Annotated in this window: 20 protein-coding genes and 1 pseudogene; 11 read left to right on the top strand and 10 right to left on the bottom strand. The window is 60.7% G+C overall.

The window, feature by feature from the left end; genetic code table 11:
- Positions 1 to 68 precede the first annotated feature (68 nt).
- The 3 genes from H0194_RS09660 to H0194_RS09650 all read left to right on the top strand — a co-directional run bounded on the left by H0194_RS09660 (position 69) and on the right by H0194_RS09650 (position 2,839).
- The gene (locus H0194_RS09660; RefSeq protein WP_185175670.1) at positions 69 to 1,235 is read left to right on the top strand and encodes a hypothetical protein; all 1,167 of its coding nucleotides are present in this window, start codon (positions 69 to 71) and stop codon (positions 1,233 to 1,235) included.
- Between the two features lie 77 nt (positions 1,236 to 1,312).
- On the top strand, positions 1,313 to 2,584 hold the full coding sequence (bioB, locus tag H0194_RS09655) for a biotin synthase BioB (protein ID WP_185175669.1): 1,272 nt from the start codon (positions 1,313 to 1,315) through the stop codon (positions 2,582 to 2,584).
- Positions 2,585 to 2,695: 111 nt separating this feature from the next.
- Positions 2,696 to 2,839: a hypothetical protein gene (locus tag H0194_RS09650; RefSeq protein WP_185175668.1), complete on the top strand. Its 144-nt coding sequence runs from the start codon at positions 2,696 to 2,698 to the stop codon at positions 2,837 to 2,839.
- Between the two features lie 296 nt (positions 2,840 to 3,135).
- Here the strand turns inward: H0194_RS09650 and H0194_RS09645 are convergent.
- Positions 3,136 to 3,450 (bottom strand): annotated as a pseudogene (locus H0194_RS09645) (HigA family addiction module antitoxin).
- Complete coding sequence (locus H0194_RS09640; RefSeq protein ID WP_185175666.1) at positions 3,425 to 3,706, bottom strand: type II toxin-antitoxin system RelE/ParE family toxin; 282 nt, start codon at positions 3,704 to 3,706, stop codon at positions 3,425 to 3,427. The pseudogene H0194_RS09645 and the gene H0194_RS09640 overlap by 26 nt, the downstream one beginning before the upstream one ends.
- 404 nt (positions 3,707 to 4,110) lie before the next feature.
- On the opposite strand from H0194_RS09640, the gene H0194_RS09635 reads away from it, so the two are divergent.
- From H0194_RS09635 to H0194_RS09620, 4 genes are all read left to right on the top strand, one after another.
- Positions 4,111 to 4,290 carry a hypothetical protein gene (locus H0194_RS09635; protein ID WP_246388897.1) on the top strand — a complete coding sequence of 60 codons (180 nt, stop codon included), beginning with the start codon at positions 4,111 to 4,113 and terminating at the stop codon, positions 4,288 to 4,290.
- 82 nt (positions 4,291 to 4,372) lie between these two features.
- Entirely contained in the window at positions 4,373 to 4,732 is a 360-nt protein-coding gene (gene cmtR, locus H0194_RS09630) for a Cd(II)/Pb(II)-sensing metalloregulatory transcriptional regulator CmtR (RefSeq protein ID WP_185175665.1), read from the top strand.
- Positions 4,729 to 6,621, top strand: a complete 1,893-nt coding sequence (locus tag H0194_RS09625) for a heavy metal translocating P-type ATPase (protein WP_185175664.1) — start codon at positions 4,729 to 4,731, stop codon at positions 6,619 to 6,621. The genes cmtR and H0194_RS09625 overlap by 4 nt, the downstream gene beginning before the upstream one ends.
- A gap of 723 nt (positions 6,622 to 7,344) precedes the next feature.
- Entirely contained in the window at positions 7,345 to 7,698 is a 354-nt protein-coding gene (locus tag H0194_RS09620) for a type IIL restriction-modification enzyme MmeI (RefSeq protein ID WP_016423158.1), read from the top strand.
- A gap of 70 nt (positions 7,699 to 7,768) precedes the next feature.
- On the opposite strand, the gene erm is transcribed toward H0194_RS09620, so the two are convergent.
- The 5 genes from erm to H0194_RS09595 form a co-directional block, all read right to left on the bottom strand.
- Entirely contained in the window at positions 7,769 to 8,623 is an 855-nt protein-coding gene (gene erm / locus H0194_RS09615) for a 23S ribosomal RNA methyltransferase Erm (RefSeq protein WP_016456425.1), read from the bottom strand.
- Between the two features lie 348 nt (positions 8,624 to 8,971).
- Positions 8,972 to 9,205 (bottom strand): recombinase family protein, encoded by a 234-nt coding sequence (locus H0194_RS09610; RefSeq protein WP_224784272.1) that lies wholly within the window; start codon positions 9,203 to 9,205, stop codon positions 8,972 to 8,974.
- A gap of 197 nt (positions 9,206 to 9,402) precedes the next feature.
- Positions 9,403 to 9,657 (bottom strand): HepT-like ribonuclease domain-containing protein, encoded by a 255-nt coding sequence (locus tag H0194_RS11090; protein WP_185175663.1) that lies wholly within the window; start codon positions 9,655 to 9,657, stop codon positions 9,403 to 9,405.
- A complete protein-coding gene (locus tag H0194_RS11035; RefSeq protein ID WP_232745419.1) occupies positions 9,578 to 9,832 on the bottom strand; it encodes a nucleotidyltransferase family protein in 255 nt (84 codons plus the stop codon). The genes H0194_RS11090 and H0194_RS11035 overlap by 80 nt, the downstream gene beginning before the upstream one ends.
- A 349-nt stretch (positions 9,833 to 10,181) precedes the next feature.
- Positions 10,182 to 11,663, bottom strand: a complete 1,482-nt coding sequence (locus H0194_RS09595) for an ApeA N-terminal domain 1-containing protein (protein WP_185175662.1) — start codon at positions 11,661 to 11,663, stop codon at positions 10,182 to 10,184.
- 122 nt (positions 11,664 to 11,785) lie between these two features.
- Between H0194_RS09595 and H0194_RS11220 the strand changes: the two genes are divergently transcribed.
- The gene (locus H0194_RS11220; protein WP_425486473.1) at positions 11,786 to 12,220 is read left to right on the top strand and encodes an RCC1 domain-containing protein; all 435 of its coding nucleotides are present in this window, start codon (positions 11,786 to 11,788) and stop codon (positions 12,218 to 12,220) included.
- Between the two features lie 280 nt (positions 12,221 to 12,500).
- On the opposite strand, the gene H0194_RS09585 is transcribed toward H0194_RS11220, so the two are convergent.
- Together H0194_RS09585 and ychF are read right to left on the bottom strand one after the other, a co-directional pair.
- Positions 12,501 to 14,288 (bottom strand): hypothetical protein, encoded by a 1,788-nt coding sequence (locus H0194_RS09585; protein ID WP_246388893.1) that lies wholly within the window; start codon positions 14,286 to 14,288, stop codon positions 12,501 to 12,503.
- 511 nt (positions 14,289 to 14,799) lie between these two features.
- Entirely contained in the window at positions 14,800 to 15,885 is a 1,086-nt protein-coding gene (gene ychF / locus H0194_RS09580) for a redox-regulated ATPase YchF (RefSeq protein WP_185175661.1), read from the bottom strand.
- 121 nt (positions 15,886 to 16,006) lie between these two features.
- Here ychF and H0194_RS09575 point away from each other — a divergent pair, with 121 nt between their 5' ends.
- From H0194_RS09575 to H0194_RS09565, 3 genes are read left to right on the top strand one after another with little or no spacing between them, the layout of a single operon-like run.
- On the top strand, positions 16,007 to 17,680 hold the full coding sequence (locus H0194_RS09575; RefSeq protein WP_185176986.1) for an AI-2E family transporter: 1,674 nt from the start codon (positions 16,007 to 16,009) through the stop codon (positions 17,678 to 17,680).
- 58 nt (positions 17,681 to 17,738) lie between these two features.
- Positions 17,739 to 18,851: a DNA recombination protein RmuC gene (locus H0194_RS09570; protein ID WP_185175660.1), complete on the top strand. Its 1,113-nt coding sequence runs from the start codon at positions 17,739 to 17,741 to the stop codon at positions 18,849 to 18,851.
- A gap of 38 nt (positions 18,852 to 18,889) precedes the next feature.
- The gene (locus H0194_RS09565; protein ID WP_185175659.1) at positions 18,890 to 19,570 is read left to right on the top strand and encodes a DUF6542 domain-containing protein; all 681 of its coding nucleotides are present in this window, start codon (positions 18,890 to 18,892) and stop codon (positions 19,568 to 19,570) included.
- A 44-nt stretch (positions 19,571 to 19,614) separates the two neighbouring features.
- Here the strand turns inward: H0194_RS09565 and H0194_RS09560 are convergent, their stop codons facing one another.
- A complete protein-coding gene (locus H0194_RS09560; protein WP_185175658.1) occupies positions 19,615 to 20,568 on the bottom strand; it encodes a 4-hydroxy-3-methylbut-2-enyl diphosphate reductase in 954 nt (317 codons plus the stop codon).
- Between the last annotated feature and the right edge of the window lie 3 nt (positions 20,569 to 20,571).

Below are 20,571 nucleotides of genomic sequence, written 5' to 3'. Positions count from 1 at the left end.
CCGCAGCAATGAGTCTATAGAACTGAACTTCTCTCTCAGTTCTCATTCCCTCAGGAGTCCACCCCATCATGACTATGCCTCGCCGCGCGGTCCTCGCTGCCACCATCACCTTCGCCCTGCCTCTCGCCTCGTGCGCCGACTTTCCCGGCGGTAGCGGCCCCATGACCTCGACCGTCATTGTGACCGAAGGCGCCGAGGACGCCGCCAAGGACGACAAGGGAGACAAGGACTCGAAGAATTCCGGCAAGGACGGCAAGGACGGCAAAGACTCCGCCGAGCCGAAGAAGGATTCCAAGAAAGATTCGAAGAAGGAATCCGCTAACTTTTCAGCGCTGGCCGAGGCCTACAAGAAGGACATTGCGGACCCGAGCTCAATCAAGATGAATTCCGCTAGCGGTTCCACCCCGACCGGCACCGCGCGTTATGGCTTCGCAGACGTCACCGGCGACGGCACCCCGGAAATGTTGTATTCGGTAGGCACTGATCGCTGGGAACCGGTCAGCATCTTCTACTCCGAAGACGGCGGCAAGACCGTCAAGAACACCAACGATGTTCTCATCCAGGGCGTCGCCAGCTCCGGTGGTGGCCGCGGCTCCATCGCTGCTGCCACCTCCGGCGTCGGGATATGGGAATTGTCATGGATGTCCATGCAACCAACCGTTTCCGCCAAGCACTACACGCTCGAGGGCAACAAGATTAAGAAGTCCGGAAAGACACTTGAGTACTCCAAGGAGGGCGAGAACCCGAAGGAGATGCGCCCCATCGCTTGGTTCGACTCCAAGAACAACGCCGGCTTTGACATCCTGGCCAAGGGTTCCATCCCCACCCACTCCGATGACATGGGCACAACGGGCGTCCTCAACCGCAATAGTTCTGGCGGCGGTGCGCCAGCGCAGTCGTCGGAAAGCTCCAACTCCTTCAACGGCACCGTGCGGCTTAAGACCGCGGCGGATCTCATGGACGGCAAACCCACGCCGAACGGTGAATCGCTGAGTGAGGAGTTCTGGATCCTTGAGCTGGCTAGCCCGCAGGAGATCACCGCCAAGAGTGCGGCACACACGACGACAAAAACGGTCTCCGAGATTTACCTCGGCGAGAACTACAACTGGCCGCAGTACCAGGACAAGCAGGTCACTCTCACCGCGGATCCGATGACCATGCAGTTCCCCACCGACGCGTCACTGCCGTTGGGCATGCTCCGCCTGGGCACGAGTTTCGAGGTTTCTGCTGGCTAATTCACGTCGGATAAACAGCGTTCAAAAATTTCAGCAAAGTGGTTGAACACAGTTCTAGAACAGCGTTTAATAGACCCATGCCACATTTTGCTGAAATTGCTGAACGAGTACTCGCCGGCGGCGAAGCCGCCACCCGCGAGGAAGCCCTCGCCATGCTCAACGCCAGCGACGCCGAGACCTTCGCACTCGTCGACGCCGCGTCCACCCTGCGCCGCCACTTCTTTGCCAACACGGTCAAGGTCAACTACCTGGTGAACCTGAAGTCCGGACTCTGCCCCGAGGACTGCACCTACTGCTCACAGCGCCTAGGTTCGGAAGCCGATGTGCTCAAGTACACCTGGATCAAGTCCAACGAGGCCGTCAAGCAGGCCACCTACGGCATCCAGGGAGGCGCCTCCCGCGTGTGTATGGTCGCCTCCGGGCGCGGCCCCACCGACCGCGACGTCGAGCGCGTCTCCGGCATGATTGAAAACCTCAAGTCCGAGCACCCGGAGGTCGAGGTCTGCGCCTGTCTCGGCCACCTCAAGGACGGACAGGCCCAGCGCCTCAAGCAGGCCGGCGTGGACGCGTACAACCACAACATCAACACCGCGGAATCCCACTACACCGAGATCTGTTCCACCCACACGTACCAAGACCGCGTGGACACGGTGAACGAAGCCCAGGCGGCGGGCATGTCCGCCTGCTCCGGGCTCATCGTGGGCATGCGCGAGACTAATGAACAAGTAGTGGAGGCCATCTTCGCACTACGCGACATGGGCTCAGATTCCATCCCGGTGAACTTCCTCATGCCTTTCGACGGCACGCCGCTCGAGGGCACCTGGGATCTCACCCCAATGCAGTGCCTGCGCATCCTCGCCACCGTGCGCATGGTCGCACCGGACAAGGAGCTGCGCATGGCCGGCGGCCGGGAGATCCACCTGCGCTCCCTACAGTCGCTGGCGCTCCACGTGGTCAACTCGCTGTTCCTCGGCGACTACCTGACCTCCGTGGGCCAGTCCGCGTTGGACGATCTGAAGATGATCCGCGACGGCGGCTTTGAGGTCCTGGGAGCCGAGGGACGTGACCTCGTGGCTGAACACGAGGAATTCCTCCGCGCACACGGCGTGGCCCCGGGCGACGATGTTCCCGCCCCTGTCACCACTCCCTGCGGCACTACCGTTGACGGCGGTTGCGGAGGCTGCGCCTCCGAAGGCTCTTGTGGGCACACCGCGCCTGTCGACGTCGCCGCAGCCACCACCGCCGCCGCGGCGACAGATTCGGGACTGGAAACAAGCGAAGGCGGGCGCGTGGAAACGGTGATTCCGCGCAAGCGCGGCGTCGGCACGCTGGAGCGCCCCAACGCCTAAGGATTCTTCAACAACCTTTCTGCCTGCATGTGAGTTTGCTGTGACGCAGAGCGCACGTCTCATCGCCGTGTTTTTATGTAGGCAACATCACTACGGCAGAAAGGCTCCCCAGTGGGCATCTTCGATTTCTTCAAAAAGAAGGACACTCCGCAGAACTCTGCACCGACACAGGCACCGCAGCCCGCTCCGCAGCGGGGACAGCCTTATGTCCCGCAGAATGACCAGGCCCAGTTCGGCCGCGAACAGTACGACTAGGCAGCTTTCGGCCAGTCGGCCCAGGCCGCGCACAACCAGACCCAGAATTCGCCGTACGCGCAGGCCCGCGACAATGCCACTGCGCAACGGCGAGCCGGTCGTTGCCAGCGGCGAGGCCGTCATGCAGGCCAACTCCATCCTGTCCGCCCCTCGATTCGGCCCCACGCAAATTTCCACCGCACCCCAACCAATACTGGGGGGCCACAGGCCAGAAGGCCTTCCACCTATACGCCAGGCACTTGGCGCATGACTCCACTTTTCGCGGCAAAAACCAGAAACGCAGAATCTCCCCCAGCTCAAGCCACCTGTAGCGGCTCGATACCGTCAAGCTCAGCCGTCGCCTTTTCTTGCGCAATCTGCAGGTCATAAAAGCTTTGCTAGTTAAGCCAGAACTGCGGATCCATCTGGAAGTACCTTCCGAGACAAAGCGCAGTATCAGCAGTTATAGCCCGCTTGCCATGCACAATCTCATTAATCCGACGAGGTGGCACGCCTATATCCACCGCCAGCTTGTGCTGCGTAATCTGAAAACCTTTGATGAAATCTTCCATCCGTACTTCTCCGGGATGTACAGGCTCCCATTTCTCAGTGATGGTCGACGAGTTCGACATCTTCTACGCCTCCCTCAGTCCAAGCGAAACAAATCCACCATTGAGCATTGACGCGAATCGAGTACTGCCCCGCGCGATCACCTTGGAGAGCCTCCAACCGGTTTCCCGGAGGCACCCGGAATGAGTCGAGCTGACGAGCAGCGTTGAGCTGCACCAGCTTACGCAGTGCAGCCTTCTGCGCATGAGGATCGATCGGACGCACCTTTTCACGGTTCCACAACCGCTCCGTGGCCTTAGTTGCAAACGACCGAATCACAACTCCCCCAACCTACGCAACATAACGCAATGCGTCAATAACGCTCATCGTTATGTCGGGTCGCGCCCAAACCACCACAGCCGTGCGCGAATCTGCCGCACCGGCAGCCCATGTGGGGCACTGAGGGCGCATGGAGGCAGGCGCTCACGCAACAGAAAAACACAAACGGCCCCACCCTAGTGTCGGTGGGGCCATCTCTTCTTCAGGCGTAAGCTACACGTTGAACTTGAAGTCCACGACATCTCGTTGCAAAGTTACTCTCTCGTTAACACCATCAAACGGAGTGTTATCCAATGAGAACGTTCGGCTTCTTAAGCTTCGGGCATTACGCCTTCGGTGGCTAGCGCGGGCCATCTGCGGAAAAGATCGCCAAGACTCATCTGGAGATCGCCCAGGCTGCGGACATGCAGAGGTTCGGCATGCAGGCCTCTGGTTCCGACCAAGTGGGCGCGCTGCCTGATGTCGGCCCCACCACTTTCGGCCGCACCTACGCCGCTGAGCCCGACAAGCTCATTGAGCAGCTCAAAACCGACGCCGCCGTCATGTCCTCCGACGCCCTGCTCATCACCAACCCCATCGACTAATTTCTGCAGGTCGTAAGGCCTTCGCCCCAATGTCAGTTCAGTACGTGTTGAATAGTTCAGCAAATAATGTATAATTCAGCACATGCTGACTATTGCTTCACGCCTCGACGTCATGAACCGGCTCGGCCGGGCCATGACAGATCCGACGCGCTCCCGAATCCTGATCACCCTACTCGACGGCCCGAGCTACCCGGCTGTGCTTTCGCGCGACCTGGACCTGACCCGCTCGAACGTCTCGAACCACCTGACCTGCTTGCGCGACTGCGGCATCATCGTCGCCGAGCCAGAGGGCCGCAAGACTCGCTACGAAATCGCCGATCCGCACCTCGCGACTGCGCTCAACGCGCTAGTGAACGCGACGTTGGCCGTCGACGAAAACGCCCCGTGCATCGACCCTGAGTGCTCGGTGCCCGGATGCGGCGTGAAAGGAGCGGACGCATGAGCTCGGCGTGTGGATGCGAACACGAACCAGCCACGGAGATCGAAGATCTCGATCGGCCATGGTGGAAGGACCCCGAGCTGCTGCTACCAATCTTCTCCGGCGTAGCCCTCGGCATAGGGCTGGCGCTGGACTGGTCCGACTTGGAGACGCCTGCGACAGTACTGTTCTGGGTCGGCCTGCTGCTGGGCGCATACACGTTCGCGCCTGGAGCGATCCGGAACCTTGTGACGAAGCGCAAGCTCGGCATTGGCTTGCTAATGACAATCAGCGCGGTCGGCGCGGTGAGCCTCGGATTCGTTGGAGAGGCCGCGGCGCTAGCGTTCCTGTACTCGATCGCCGAGGCACTGGAAGACAAGGCGATGGACCGGGCCCAAGGCGGACTGCGGGCACTTTTGAAGCTGGTACCGCAGACCGCGACGGTGCTGCGCGACGGCACAGCGGCCGAGGTCGCAGCGAAGGACCTCGAGGTTGGCGAGCTAATGCTCGTGCGCCCCGGGGAGCGGATCGCCACGGACGGCATCATTCGGTCCGGGCGCTCCAGCCTTGACACCTCAGCGATCACCGGAGAATCCATTCCGGAGGAGGTTGCGCCCGGCGACGAAGTGCCTGCGGGAGCGATCAACTCCGCCGGGGTGCTGGAGGTCGAGACGACCGCAGCTGGAACGGACAACTCGCTGACCACACTCGTGGACCTGGTCGAGCAAGCGCAGGCGGAAAAGGGCGACCGCGCCCGGATCGCCGACCGGATTGCCCAACCCCTAGTGCCCGGGGTGATGATCCTGGCGGTGCTGGTCGGAGTGATCGGCTCGCTCCTGGGCGACCCTGAGACGTGGATCACCCGTGCGCTGGTAGTCCTGGTCGCAGCGTCGCCGTGCGCGCTGGCAATCTCCGTGCCGCTGACGGTCGTGGCCGCGATCGGCGCGGCCAGCCAGTTCGGAGTGATCATCAAGTCCGGCGCGGCGTTCGAGCGACTCGGCGGCATCCGTCACCTGGCAGTAGACAAAACCGGAACCCTTACCCGCAACCAGCCTGAGGTTACCGGAGTGGTCCCGGCAGACGGATTCGATCGGACGCAGGTGCTTTCCTTCGCGGCGGCAGTTGAGCAGCAATCGACACATCCCCTCGCCGCGGCGATCGCTGCAGCGGGGCCCGAAGCGCCCACCGCCTCGGACATCAGCGAGGAAGCTGGGCATGGCATCGGTGGCACCGTCGAAGGCCGACGGGTGCTGGTGGGCAGCCCCCGATGGATCGACGCCGGGCCACTGAAAGCGGACGTTGAGCGCATGGAGTCCGAGGGCCAGACCTGCGTCCTGGTCACCGTCGATGACGCTCTCGCCGGGGCGATCGGGGTCCGCGACGAGTTGCGGCCCGAGGTGCCCGAAGCGGTGCAGGCCCTGCACGCCAACGACGTGGAAGTAAGCATGCTCACCGGCGACAACACTCGCACCGCCCGGGCGCTGGCTGAAATCGCCGGTATCGACGACGTGCGCGCCGAGCTTCGCCCGGAGGACAAGGCAAGCATCGTCGCCGAATTCTCCTCCAAGACGCCGACGGCGATGATCGGCGACGGTATTAACGACGCGCCGGCACTCGCGGGCGCGACGGTGGGCATAGCGATGGGAGCGGCCGGCTCTGACGCCGCGATCGAGTCCGCTGACGTCGCCTTCACCGGCCACGACCTCCGGCTGATCCCGCAGGCTCTGCAGCACGCCCGCCGAGGCAGCAGGATCATCAACCAAAACATCATGCTGTCTCTGGCCATCATCATCGTGTTGATGCCGCTGGCGATCAGCGGCGTGCTGGGCCTGGCCGCCGTCGTGTTGGTTCACGAGGTCGCCGAAGTCATCGTGATTTTGAACGGCCTGCGGGCTGCGCAAGCGAAGCGCTGAGCCACACTTTTGATGTCGAGCTTCACCGACACGGTCCGCGACTACCTGGGCAGTGTGTTTGGCAAAGGGACCCACCCATCAGTGTTGCCGTGGCGTCGCCGGTCCAGTTGCCGTAACCGACTAGATGCAGATTCTCCACTTCAGGTTCGCGGCCGCGCATAAGGTGGCGGAATGAGCCAAGTGCCGGACGGAAACCGGTGCACCAGATCAGGTGGTCGTGGTCGAGCTCGCTCAAGCTATCGACGATGGGGTGGCGGTGAGCTGACCGGAGTTGCGGAGCTCACGTAGATGAGGAAGCGCGACAATGTCCCCGAGGTTCGGGCCGGAATCGCCGCCGAGAATCCGGCGGCTGCCCGCGTTAAACGTTGAACTTAAAGTCCACGGAGTGTCGTCGATAAATAACTATTCGATGCGCAAAGTACAACGAAATACCGCTAGAAACAGACAACATATGGGGGTGCACAGAAACACATATAGGTTCTGCGGAAAACCTATAGGGTGCGTCGCTAAAAACCGCTGTGCGCGAAAAACATAAAGGGTTTACGGACCCGGTCCCAGACCCCTCAATACTCTGAGCCGGAAGAATGGAAAGTGGAAGGTTGATGTATCCCCACTATTTATTTTTTCCGTTTTTCGGAGTACATCGGGAGCTACAACTGCGGACCAGCTCTGTGTGAACTAGATGAGAAGGCGCAGCAGCGAATCATCGACGCTGGACAGTTGGTGCTGCGGGCACGCGAGCGGCACCCCCAGCGGTCACTCGCGGAGCACTACAACCCGTTATCGATGGACCCAATTCTGCTCAAGGCCCACAACAACTTGGACCGGGAAGTCGATAAGGCTTTCGATGTGGCACGCAAACTCACCAACGAGCGCCAGCGCCAGGAGCTACTGTTCGCCAGCTACGGGGAGTTGGCGAGGGGCTATGTCTCCTCGCTTTCATCAAAATCGAAACCACCAGCAGGGTCGTTCCCCGTGCGGGTGATTTTGATCGGTCCCGCTGCTGGGTGTAGAACCCTGTCGCTGGCAACGCCGGGAACTATGACTGTGCCCGACGAGAACACGTCACTGCCATAACGCGGCTCACGGTAGACGAACATGGGTCGTTCACTACTACTGGTGGATTTCGGTTTTGGTGGTGGGGGGATTACCGCCGCCGGCCTCGATTTTTCCGTTGAGGAGGGCGTTGACTACTTCCCGATTGTGAAATGGGCCGATGGCGCGGTGAAGAGGAACCAGTCACCTGGAAGAGATCGATCCAGTCGCTGGTGTGCAATCTGGGAGGTAGGGTTGCGGGGTCGATTCCTCGCGAGCGCAACCATGATTGTGTCTCTGAACGTGATGAAAACAACCCTGCCCTTCGGAGAATTTCCCCTATCCCGCGTCCCCGGGCGGTGAAAACGGTGTGCACCATCGCCTGAAAGGCTTTGCGTTGCTCTATCGGGATCTTCGGGTCACCCACCCGGCGGATCACTAAGATCCCCCCGTCAACGTTTGGCTGTGGCCGGAAAGCAGACCTTGGTACTCGGGAACCAAGGTGAAACGTGAACCATGGGGACCACTGAGCTGTCATCATCGTGCTTGCACCTACCCCGGCCCGGCGGCGAGCGACTTCCCACTGCATGAGGAGTACAGCGGCAGTCCATGCCGGCGCATGCAACAACTTTCGAAGAATGGCAGTGGTGAGGTGAAAGGGAATGTTTCCCACAATGACGCAGGGAGTGGCGGGTAACGGGAAGTTGAGGAAATCATCATGGACCACTTCGACCGACGCCGAGGCGGTCTTTTTTGTGAGTTTGGCAGCTAGTTTTGCGTCTACCTCAACTGCCGTTATTGCCCTCCCCAAGTGGGATATCGGGTGAGTGAGGGCACCGCTTCCTGGCCCGATCTCAATGATGGGGCCGGAGGTTTGTTTTACAAGATCGACGATGGAGTTGATGATCTTGTGGTCTGTGAGAAAATTTTGGCCATGTTCGTGACGGCCGTATCCGTATGTAGACATCAGGTGTGCTCCGTGGAGTTGAAACGGAGCCGGGCATGGCAAATGGCCGCCCGGCTAAAGGACCGGAGCGGTTTCTAACCTGCGGGAGGGAGAAAACCGCCTTAGCGGCTGGTGAGCGGCCGCATGAAAACGGAACCTGAAATCAACATGGGCCTATCGTATCCAATTAATTTCGCAGGGTCCAATACGGTGAGAAAGAAGACAACCGCACCGCAACAGTGCAAGACCTCTCTGGATTGGAATTTGTCCTACCTTCGGCTCGTCGTACAGACGCCACTGGCGTATTTTGTCTCTGGGCAACGAGGGGGAGTTACCCCCACCTCCGGATGTTTTAAGGTGCACCCCTTATTACGCTGTGGTGCGGGAGTAGTTTTGTCCGACTGATCGGACTACCCACCGACGTGGGGCGGGTAGTTCGAGGTCCCAGCAGATGATCGCGTCGATTTCGCCGCGTTCAAAGGATGCCACCATGGCGTCGTAGTCGGGGCGAGCCACATTCTTCTTTGACGCGGAAATGGACTGATCGACGTAGTTATGTCCTATGTCCAACGTCCAAGCCACGCTGCTTTGCAATGGCTTCACAGTCCTGACGCTGCCGGTCGATGGTGAGGCCATCCACGTCAGCGTCTCGCGAGATACGAAGGTAAATAGGAGCGCGTGTTGCCAAACGCTTTTAATAAGGCCCTTAGCTAACATTGAACTTAAACTCGACCACGTTCCGTAGCCGAATAACCTTTGGAGCCGCGCCGTCAGTTAGCAGAGATGTGGCACCGCAGCGCCTAGGCAAGAGGAGGCAGATGAGTATCGACGATATCGCGGACCACGTCGATGTCGACGCCGAAATACTGGTGCACCAGGATGTTGCGGAAATCCCGAATCTGAGGCCAGACGATCTCAGGGTGCGCGCCGGTGATCTCATCGGGAAAATGGTTCACGGCTTCGCCGGACTGCGACTCACAGCGGCACCGCCTCGGCGAGCGTCGAAGCGGATACCGGGTGCCTGAGCAACTGGGCAGGAAACACGTCGATGCCATCGCGCCCGAACAGAGCGCGACTCTCCTCGAGCAGACCAGACGCACGCATCAGGAGACGTCCCTCCGCAGGGTCCATCCCGACGAGGATGTCGATGTCCGATCCTGCAGACGCGGTGCCGCGCGCGACGGACCCGAACAACTTCGGGTTGGTCGCGCCGTACCGATCGATGAGCACCTGGAACTAGTCAAGACGCGCAACGAGAATCCCGCGTAGGGCAAGCGTCTCAGGCGTCATGACGGTCTCAGACATGCTTCCGGGGGAAACGGGCCCGGCAGCACGTCGACATGGAGCTTTGACATTGAAGCGGAACTCCACCGCGTTCTTAAGGGCCGACGACATTCTCCCGTCTCACCGCCGCACCAGGCGGCACGGACGCGCTGCCACCACTTACAGCCGGTCGTCTCGCCCGCCCGCCATGACGCACTCAACGAACGAGCGATAGAGCAGGCTTACCCGCGTCTCGCACTAAACGACCGGGCAGCAGCGTCACGGAGGTTCCGAAGTAGCGGCTATCGCAGTGCACCTAAGGGTTTGGTGAGGGAACCAGCCATTCGGCAGCGGTACGGAACGTAGCCCTCAGTTGCGGGTGCTCCCGCACGATCTCTCGCTGCCGCTCCGCCGGCAACCCGAGCTCGTGCAAGACGTTGAGGATTACGACCGCGGTCGTCACCTCGACGACGGCGATCAGCTCCTCGATGGAATGGTTGGGCGTTCTGCCCTCGTGCGCGAGGTCATTGCGGGCGCGCGTCGTCCACTTCGCCCAATGGTCGACATCCGGTAAGAGCTGTGCGATCGCTTCCTGATCGGGTCGCGCGGCGAGGGCATGGAGCCGATCACGGAGGGTCGGGTCGTTGCGGATCGCCCCCTTGAACCTGTTTCGGTGCTCATCGGGAACCTGCGCCAGCATCGCCTCTCGCATCGCCCTGAACTCCGCGTTGGGGAACGGTTTCTCGTCGATGCGGAGGTTGCGGTGCAACACCTCGGCAGCACCGACTGCCGTCAGAAGATTGTTCTCAACAAAACGGGCCGGTGCGTAGCGCAAGCCCAAGATCATGTTTGTCGCTGCCTCCAGGCGGCCATGGGCCTCGCACCATCGGGGCATGACCTCCTCAAATGGGATCGAGCCGCAGGTGAAGAACATTCGGTGGTGATCGACGGCTTTCGCGTCGTGTTTTCCAAGCGCGGCCGGTGAGTAGAGCACATCGGCACGTCGGCGCGGCAGCGGGCGGCCATCAGGGAAGTGCGACTCGGTCCCGGCAACTTCCAGTCGGAGCCAGATCACTCCGGCCGCGCGATGCGTCGCCAGGGAGATCAGGTCCTGCACCAGGCTCGCCTCCTGCAGAGCAACACTCAGAGAGAATGGTTCGGCTGGCACGACGCAGATGGACACCGTGTCCCGCATACGTCCGACGCTTCCTCCCTTGCGCTGGTCGAAGAATGGAAGCGTGTGCGTGTGCTGAAGGCGATACTCAGTGTCGTCGACCACGACCGATTGCGCCTCGACCGGCTTCACCGAGATACGCCCGGTCCCATCGATCTTGCCGTCGGGAGCCCCGAGGGATCCTTCGAACACAGAAGACGCCGCCCAGAGACTCAGATCCTCGACTGAGACTTCTGCCCTAGCGAACGCCGGATCCGCGTCACCGCTGACATGCGCGCCGATGATGGCGACCGTCGCGGTCACGGTCTGCTTATCAGGGCTCGCCACTCGCGCACCCATGGTCCTTCTGGTGCTCCTAGGAACACAGCCAAGCAGTGTGATCTCCCTGAGCTCGGCCACACCGTGCATGACTTCCCAGGTGCGGGTTCCTTCGTGAACAGCAGTCCATCCAGACGAGTCCGTCGTCAAGATCCGATCCTCGAAGTTGCCGATCAGCGACAGAGAGAGACCATCTTCCGGGTCGTACCGTAGGACACCCGGGACCTTCTCGCTAGGGGCTTCCGGCAGCCACCACACGCCAGCCCACTCGCCGGCCTTGTCGAGGTTGAGAGGATCATTAGGCATCGTACTCCCGGTCCCGGGCTCCTTCCTGTCTTGCGGCCAGATGTCAGGTCGAAAATCTTTACTCCACCACATGCCCCCCCCCCCACGTAGGACAATCTACAGCGAGATCATGGTCAACTGAGATCGGATGCGGCGACTGGCACACAATCGCAGTTCGACGCGACGGCACAGCCCTCGCAACTGGCAACAATCAGCGAGGGCAGACCGACGTCGCCCGGTGGACACACGTGTCCGGGGTCTTTGCCGGCTACCTACCCACCGTCGGCTTACACGAAGACGGCACCGTCGTCGCCGTCAGCGACGACAGCAGAGGCCAGTGCGAGGTGTCATCGTGGAGAAACATCACCTCAGTGGCGGCCGGCTCCGTCCATACGCTCGCGCTGAGCCAGACCGGAAGGGTCTTCGGAACGGGCGACAACCAGTTCGGCCAGTGCGATGTCCAGTCATGGACCGGCATCACAGCGATCGCAGCCGGAGCGAGACACTCGCTCGGGCTGCGGGCGACCACACCGAGCAGCAATGCAATGTCAACGCCTGGGCCGCTCGACCACAGATGAACTGAAGTCCAGCGTGCCCGATAATCGGCGGTCGATCACACGTTGAATCTCAACTCCACCGAGTTCCGGCACATAGGTACATCTGAACACGGGGTTCACGTGCTCCCCCTCCCCACGGTCAGTGCTCGCTACTGATCAGGGGACACAGGCTCACCCTCGGCGTGGGTCAGCCTGCAGGACGCCACGAAGGAGGTACCGCGCCATCACGCCGGCAGGGAACCCGGCTGAGACGCCACATACTAGGGATCTGAAGAGGGCTCGACATGCCAGCGGTCGGCCCCTATTCCTTCGCGAGCACGGCGTTATCCGTCAGGCAGAAGTCATCGTTGATCTTGATGACCAGCGCAACGAGTAGGCGGAGCGCTGTTAGATACGTGTGGCGGTGAACGCGGTCGTCGTCACCGTCTGCCTGTGATCCATGGAGGTAGCGGTTGCGCAGGCTAGGTCCGTTGCTGAACTCCTTATCGTTAAGGAAGTAGTTGAAGTAGCTGACCTCCGCAGCGCTGAGCAGCGTTGATCGATGCGCCAGCCATCCGGCGCTCACCATCTCGTCAATGGCTTTCTGGCCGGCCGCCGAATGATGGAGACAGCTCGTCGCCTCGTACTCCCAGAGTTCCTTGAGCACATGCAATTGTGGCGCGCTTGCAAACGCAATTCGGTCACGATCTCCGGTCAGGATGCCCTTCTCGACCAGGAAGTCGATGTTGCGCTGTTGGTACTCGTGGAACTGGTCGTAGGCGATATCATTGGCGATGACCAAGTGGAGGAAGCTCTCTGCCTCCAGATCGCTGCTGATGTGCACCAATCCGGATTGGTCCGAGAAGAGCAGGTGCTGAATTCCTTGAATGTCCGCGTTGTTGGCAACGTAGGCGTACTTATCCACAACCTGACTCGGGATGTCGCCGTAGGAAAGCTGCTCCGATGTGATTGTCAACAGCTCCGGGTCAACCTCGCCGTAGTCGACATGCAGCGTGAACTGCTTGAGGACGCTCTCCATCTCTGAGAACAGATGGCGGCTCTTCTCAAGGTAGGTAGCGGTCGGGCTGGAGGCGCGGTACTTCAGCCCCTTGGCACCGAACTCCTGCTCAAGGTAGTCCGTGAAGAACCAAGCGATGACCGACTCGAGCTCTATACCTTCGGAGCTGAGGAAGCGCTCGTACATCAAGGTCTGGAGCAAGGACGCCTGATCCTTGAGCCTGAACACCGCCCCCGTCCGGTAGTCGTCCTTGCCCGGCGTACCCATGAACCGCTCGAAGACGCCAAGTTGCGCTCCGTAGGAAGGGAGTTCCAGGAGCATGTGGTCGTTGGCGAACTGGAACAGGTGAACAAAGTTATTCAGGATAGTCGGGTAGTCGAGGTTCTCCGTGAGCCAGGTTCGACTGTAGGAGTACTTGCCAACCATGCCGTCCAAAGACTGGACGACCTCTTCGACCTGATCGGCCGAGATGCCCACTTCGCAGCCGGTCTTGATCCCCTCCGTGGACTCGAACATCTTCTTCGTGAGCGCATCTGCCTTGCGACGAGCCTTTAGCTTCAGTCGTGCATCGACGCCGGTGTTCTTGTCAGCTCGTGCGGATGCGATCAGCTTGACGAAGTTGAGGTTGGGCTCTTCCTCATCGAGGTAGCGGTCAAACAGGCCACGCTGATCCGCGGGAGTGAAGCTCTTCGGAAGATGGATTGGATCCCGCCCCTCGGACTGGAGGAACTTCCGCGCAAGCAGCTCAGCATTGCGCGGCTCATCGAGTAGCAGGGCCCGAATCTCCTGGTCGTAGGCACGCACGAGTGCCTGGCATGAGAGCAGATCGTGCGGGTGGAAACTCTGCTCTTGAAGTGCAGCAAGCACGATCGAGTCAGTGCAGCGCTCGAAGACCTTGTTCTTTCCGAGGAGATCGAGGACGTCTGTGCGGTACTGAAAGTCAACGTCCTGAACGAGCGTTGAGAAGGTGGCGTCAGTCACTTTGCCGAAAAACCTGCCGATGACTTCCCGGATCTCGGGGACGTGCGCCAGAGGCGCGTCTCGCTCTGCTTCGGCCAGGTCCTTCGGGAGAACTTTGTGTTCTAGGAACAACGCGAGATGATGCAACTCAACGATGTCGTTTATGCCTTGATCGCCACGAGTAGCATCGAATTCACGGACGAGCTCTAGGAGGCGGTCGGCCTGCCAGAAGGTTCCGTAGTCGCTGAGGCCGAAGAACTTCAGTCTCTTCTCTGGTCCGCTTTCCGACACTCGAATCTCCCTCCCGGTAGGCGTCACTCTATACAGTTCGGGGGCGCCTAGTGGCACGAATTTGAAGTTGTTGCCTGATCGTGCAGCAGTCCCCTTGGGCGGAGCCGTCGTCCACGTCGATCGTCGCGCCGGCTCCTCGTTCTGTCGTGGAAGCGAGCCGAACTAGCGGCGCATCACCCCGAGGCGGACACGACCTACGTCTCCATGGGCATAGTCCCGCGCCCCATCGGGCTCCTCCCCACCGCGGAGCGGCGCACGACGGACGATGTACAACTACGCGGGTAGGCCCCTTGCAAAAGCGCCGGGCACTAGTCCTGACTCAACACTCGACGAGAATCATCAACGAATCTCACTAGTTATTGAAACGGAACTCCACGATGTCGCCATCTTGCATGACGTAGTCCTTGCCTTCCTGGCGGACCTTACCCTGACTACGAGCCTCGTTCATGGAGCCAGTGGCATCGAGATCGTCGAAAGAAACAATCTCGGCCTTAATGAAGCCACGCTCAAAATCGGTGTGGATAACTCCGGCAGCCTGCGGAGCTGTAGCACCCTGCGGGATAGTCCAGGCGCGTGTCTCCTTAGGACCTGCGGTGAGGTAGGTCTGCAGACCCAACGTCGCAAAGCCTGCCTTAGCCAGGGAGTGCAAACCAGGCTCGGTCTGGCCAACGGATTCTAAGAGCTCGGCCGCTTCTTCGTCGTCAAGTTCCAGCAGCTCAGCCTCGGTCTTTGCGTCTAGGAAAACGCAGTCCGCAGGAGCAACAAGGGCACGCAGCTCGTCCTTCTTCGCGTCGTCGGTAAGCACTCCCTCGTCTGAGTTGAAGACGTACAAGAAAGGCTTCGCAGTCATCAAGTGCAGTTCACGGAGCAAGGACAAATCAATCTCGCTGTTCTTGGCCGCGCTGAACAAGGTTCGATCATCTTCGAGAATCTCCTGCGCCTTTTTCACCTCAGAAACGGTGTCAGCGAGTTCCTTGTTCTTCTTCGCTTCCTTCTCAAGACGTGGCAGGGCCTTTTCTATGGTCTGGATATCAGCGAGGATGAGCTCGGTGTTGATGACTGAGATATCGGCAGAAGGATCCACATTGCCGTCCACGTGGATGACGTTGTCATCGGAGAAGGCGCGCACAACCTGGCAGATGGCATCTGCCTCGCGGATGTTGGCCAAGAATGCGTTTCCCATGCCTTCGCCTTCCGACGCACCCTTGACGATGCCGGCGATATCCACGAAGGACACCGTCGCCGGAAGGATGCGCTCAGAAGAATAAATCTCCGCCAGCCGGTTGAGGCGAGGATCCGGCAACTCCACCAGACCCACGTTGGGCTCGATGGTGGCGAACGGGTAGTTCGCGGCCAGAACATCGTTGCGGGTAAGGGCGTTAAACAGCGTGGACTTGCCCACGTTGGGCAGGCCGACGATTCCTAGTGTAAGACTCACAAGCGCCCATCCTATCGCACTGCGTGACGCGTGCACCGCTCGCGCCCCGCCCAGACCACCTCTCCACAATCAAAAGCGGATGAGGCACTATATAGGGGTGAACGATTCACGAGCGAACTTGATGTCTTCGGGCGACGACATGAGCGTAGGCGCGCCCGCGGAGTCTGCCACCGGCAGCGTCCTTGACTCGATCTCTCCTGATCCGCCGGGCGATCAGGTGGATCGAGCCGTGGTCATGGGTCAAGCCGTGAAGCAGGCCGCGATGTGGGCTTTGCGCCTTCTCATCATCGGCATCTTCTTGTACTCGGTGGGCCAGTTGGTGGGCAAGTTCTGGCAGGGCGTGCTTCCGGTCCTGCTCGCCATTTTGGTGTGCACTGTGTTGGCGCCCCTAACGTCGTGGATGCGGCGACACCACATCCCCGGCGCTCTCGCTGCAATCCTGTCCATTTTGCTGTTCTTCGGCGTCGTCGGCGGGCTCATTGGTTTCATCGCGCCCAACTTCGCGCGTCAATCGCAGACCCTTTACCTCCAAACCGTCGAGGGCATCCAGCGCCTGCAGCTGTGGGCTTTGGGCCCGCCTTTGGAATTGGATCACGAGGAGCTCACTGGCGTCGTGGACGAGGTGGCGCGCTGGCTCCAGGCGCGCGCGGGCACGATTGCCGGTTCCATTTTCTCCGGTTTAGGCACCATCACCTCGATGGTCGTGACTGTGCTGGTCGTGCTCGTGTTAATGTTCTTCTTCCTCAAGGACGGCCACAGCTTCCTCCCGTGGCTACGCCAAGCCACCGGCCGACGCACCGGCTGGCACCTGACGGAGGTGCTGACCCGCGCCTGGAACACCTTGGGCGGCTTCATCCGCGCGCAGGCTTTGGTCTCGCTTATCGACGCCGTGTTTATCGGTTTCGGCCTCGCACTCATCGGCGTCCCCCTAGCCATGGCGTTGGCGGTCATCACGTTTATCGCAGGTTTCATTCCTTTCGTGGGCGCGATCGTGGCGGGCGCATTGGCAGTGACTATCGCGCTTGTGTCGGTCGGCGTCGGCCCGGCGCTGCTCACGCTGTTACTGGTCCTAGTGGTTCAACAGCTGGAGGGCAATGTTCTTAGTCCGTGGCTGCAGTCGAAGGCGATGAACCTGCACCCGGTTATCGTGTTGATTTCCGTGACGGTCGGTTCGGCTATCTTCGGTCTGGTTGGCGCCTTCTTGGCGGTTCCGACGGTGGCAACATTGGCGGTGATTTACCGCTACGTCAAGGACATGATGATGTTGCAGTCGGGAGAAAAGACGGCTGCGGACATCGAGTTCGTTACGGTGGCGGGAACCCTGGCGGGGCGCCTTAACGAGCAGGAGGGCGCGCGCCAGCGCGCGGTCTGGCGGGCCGAGCACTCCGTTTCTGACGGCGACGAATGCGCCGAGAACGCCGCCGCGGACCCCGTTGAAAAGCCATCTTCCGCTCCTGCGGCCACGGACCCTGAGGCTATCGACGCCGCGACTCGCGACCACGCGACTGGCAATGCCGAAACAAACACGACCAGTGCGACAGCTCCGGAGGCGTCTGGCGACGAAGAGGCAAAGCCGGAGGATTCAGATCACTCCATCCTGCGGCGCGCCGAGCAGGCCCGCGAAGAGTTGGCTGCCTTGGCAGCGAAGTATGGCAGCCTCCTCCCGGATTCACTACGGCAACGCCAGGAGAGCGAATCCGATCCGCTGGAGAGACTCATCAACCTCGACTCCAGCCCGTCTGAGTATTCACGGAAGAAAAAGCAGGGTTTCGTAGAACGTTTGTTCGGCAAATAGTCGGTGTTTTACCCCTTTCCCCAACGTTCATGTCTACCCCGTATGGCACGGTGTGGGCATGAACGTTTCTTTATGGTCACTGATCCTGGGTTTAGCCATCGGCGTTGTGGTGGGCTGGCTGGCTCGTACTGCGCATGCGGCCACTGTTCCCCACCCGACCACTGCACAGGACAAAGTGTCCACAAGCGGCGAGCAACCCACGCTGCCGCCCGCGGAACTTGACGCGCAGCAGCTCGAGCAGCACATTGCTCCGCTGGAAAAGGCGATGGACCGGCTGGGGTATCAGCTTCAGGAATTGGAGGCAGATCGTGCGACCGCGTTCGCGTCACTGAGCAGCCAGGTGCAGGCGATGTCGCGCACGTCCACCCGGCTCAATGACCGCACTGAACAGTTAGTGACGGCGCTTCGGAGCCCAAATATTCGCGGCCGTTGGGGCGAGGTGCAACTCGAGCGCGTGGTGGAGATGGGCGGGATGGTCCAGCACTGCGACTTCAACTCCCAGGTCACTGCCTATATCGGCACCAAGCAAGTGCGCCCGGACTTGGTCATTCATCTCGCCGGCGGCCGCAACATTGTGGTCGACGCCAAGGTTCCGTTTAGTGCCTATTTGGACGCCCTCGAGGCCACCGATCCTGAGGAACATGCCGCACTGTTGCGCCGGCACGGCCACGTGGTGCGCAACCACATCAGCGCGTTGGCCGCGAAGGGATACATGGAGGCTTTCCAACCCACCCCGGAGTTCGTCGTCCTCTTCGTACCCGCAGATCCGTTCTTGGACGCCGCCCTCAGCGTGGACCCGGACCTGCTGGATTTCGCGTTCGACAACAACGTTGTCTTGGCCACACCTACCACTCTTTTCGCGTTATTGCGCACGGTAGCGTTGGGCTGGAAGCAAGAGGATCTCTCGGAGAAGGCCTTAGAAATCCAGCGCCTCGGGCGTGAGTTGTACTCACGGCTCAACACGATGGGCGATCACTACAACAAGGTGGGCCATCACCTCGATCGAGCGGTGGAAGCCTTCAATTCGACGCTGGCATCGATGGATTCGCGGGTGATGGTCACTGCACGCAAGATTAAGGAAATGGACCTTCCCACTCGCTCTCACGACCGCCCGACGGAGCTAACTATCGTGTCGAATTCCTCACGGATCAGCCACGCGGGCGGTGAATAACTCGGTTTTCACTGCGATAGCGGCTAAACTTTCCCCTCGTGTCACATGCTAATTCCGGATCCCGCACCACCCTTAACAAAGGGGCCTCAGGCTTACCCACGTGGTCCGGCATCACCATTGTCCTCGCAGCGCTGCTCACTGGCATGCTCATCAGCATAATGAATTTGGACATGGGCGTGCCCTACCTGGCCTGCTTTGTCGTTGCAGGCCTAGCTGTCGCACTGTTCACGGAGCTGCGCGGGCTCTTCCTGACGGTGGCCATGTTGCCGGTATCTTTCGCCGCGGTCACCATCCTCACGTCGTTCATCATCACCCGCATGATGGCAGCGGATGGCACGCCGATGTTTAACAAGACCACCATCGTCACGGCGGTGTACCCGCTGGCGCAATACTTCCTGGTCCTCGCCGCGGTGACTGCTGGCGCCATCGTTATCGCGGTGCTGCGCCTCAAGTCCCACCAACGCAACAGCGCTAAACGCGCGGAGGAGCATACCGCGCAGCGCCGCCAGGAGGCCGAAGCCGATCGTCGCAACCGTGAGACGGTTACCCGCGCCCGCGCAGTGACCGGGACTCCCCCGGACAAGACCGCACGCGCACAGGATCGCGCCCAGGTTCGCCGGCCCGTTCAAGAGGGCGACCCTGACCGGCGTCAGACACACGAGCGCCCGTCACGCGCGCAGCGCCCCCGGATGGACGAGGACGTGTACGGCAACGAATAGACGCCCGAGGCTACGGTGAGCATCTCGGGGCGTCGGAAAGCAATTTAAGCCCGGCTAGCGCGTAGCTCCCGTGGCAGCTGGAACTGAATGGTCTCGGTGGTCGTGGTCACCTGCTCAACGTTGTGCCAACCGCGCTTGTCCAAGAACTCCAGCACTTCGCGCACCAGCAGCTCCGGCACGGAAGCACCGCAGGTAACACCCACGGTCTCCACGCCCTCGAGCCACGCCTCGTCGATTTCATCGGCGAAGTCAACCAGGTACGAAGCCTTGGAGCCAGCCTCCAGAGCCACCTCCACCAGACGCTTGGAGTTGGAGGAGTTCTGCGAGCCCACCACGATCATCAGATCGCACTTCGGGGCAATCGCCTTCACCGACTCCTGACGGTTCTGGGTGGCGTAGCAAATGTCATCGCTCGGCGGGTTCTGCAGGTGCGGGAAACGCTCGCGGAGCTTGTTCACAACCTCCACGGTCTCGTCCACGGACAACGTCGTCTGGGACAACCACACGAGCTTTTCGTTCTGCAGCCAGTCCGGCAGCGCCTCCACGCCGGCGAATCCGTCTACGAGGTGGGTAATCTCGGGGGCCTCACCCGCGGTTCCCTCCACCTCTTCGTGGCCCTCGTGGCCCACCAGCAGGATATGGTATCCATCGCGGGCGAATCGCTGGACTTCCTTGTGCACCTTGGTCACCAGCGGGCAGGTGGCGTCCAGGGTCAGCTGCTTGCGCCCCTCAGCCTCGCGGCGCACCGCGGGAGAGATACCGTGTGCGGAGAACACCAGGTGCGCTCCCTCCGGGGCCTCTGAAGCTTCCTCAACGAAGATCACGCCACGCTTAGCCAGCGACTCAACGACGTAACGGTTGTGCACAATTTCCTTGCGCACGTAAATGGGTGCGCCGTATTTTTCCAGGGCCTGCTCCACGGTCTCCACCGCGCGATCGACGCCCGCGCAGTATCCGCGGGGTGCGGCCAGTAGTACATTCTTGCCAGCTTCAGTCATGCC

The organism is Corynebacterium incognita (assembly GCF_014217255.1).
Lineage (GTDB): Bacteria > Actinomycetota > Actinomycetes > Mycobacteriales > Mycobacteriaceae > Corynebacterium > Corynebacterium incognitum.
The sequence above is the reverse complement of the archived record's forward strand: the minus strand, read 5'-3'. Positions and strand labels throughout refer to the sequence as shown.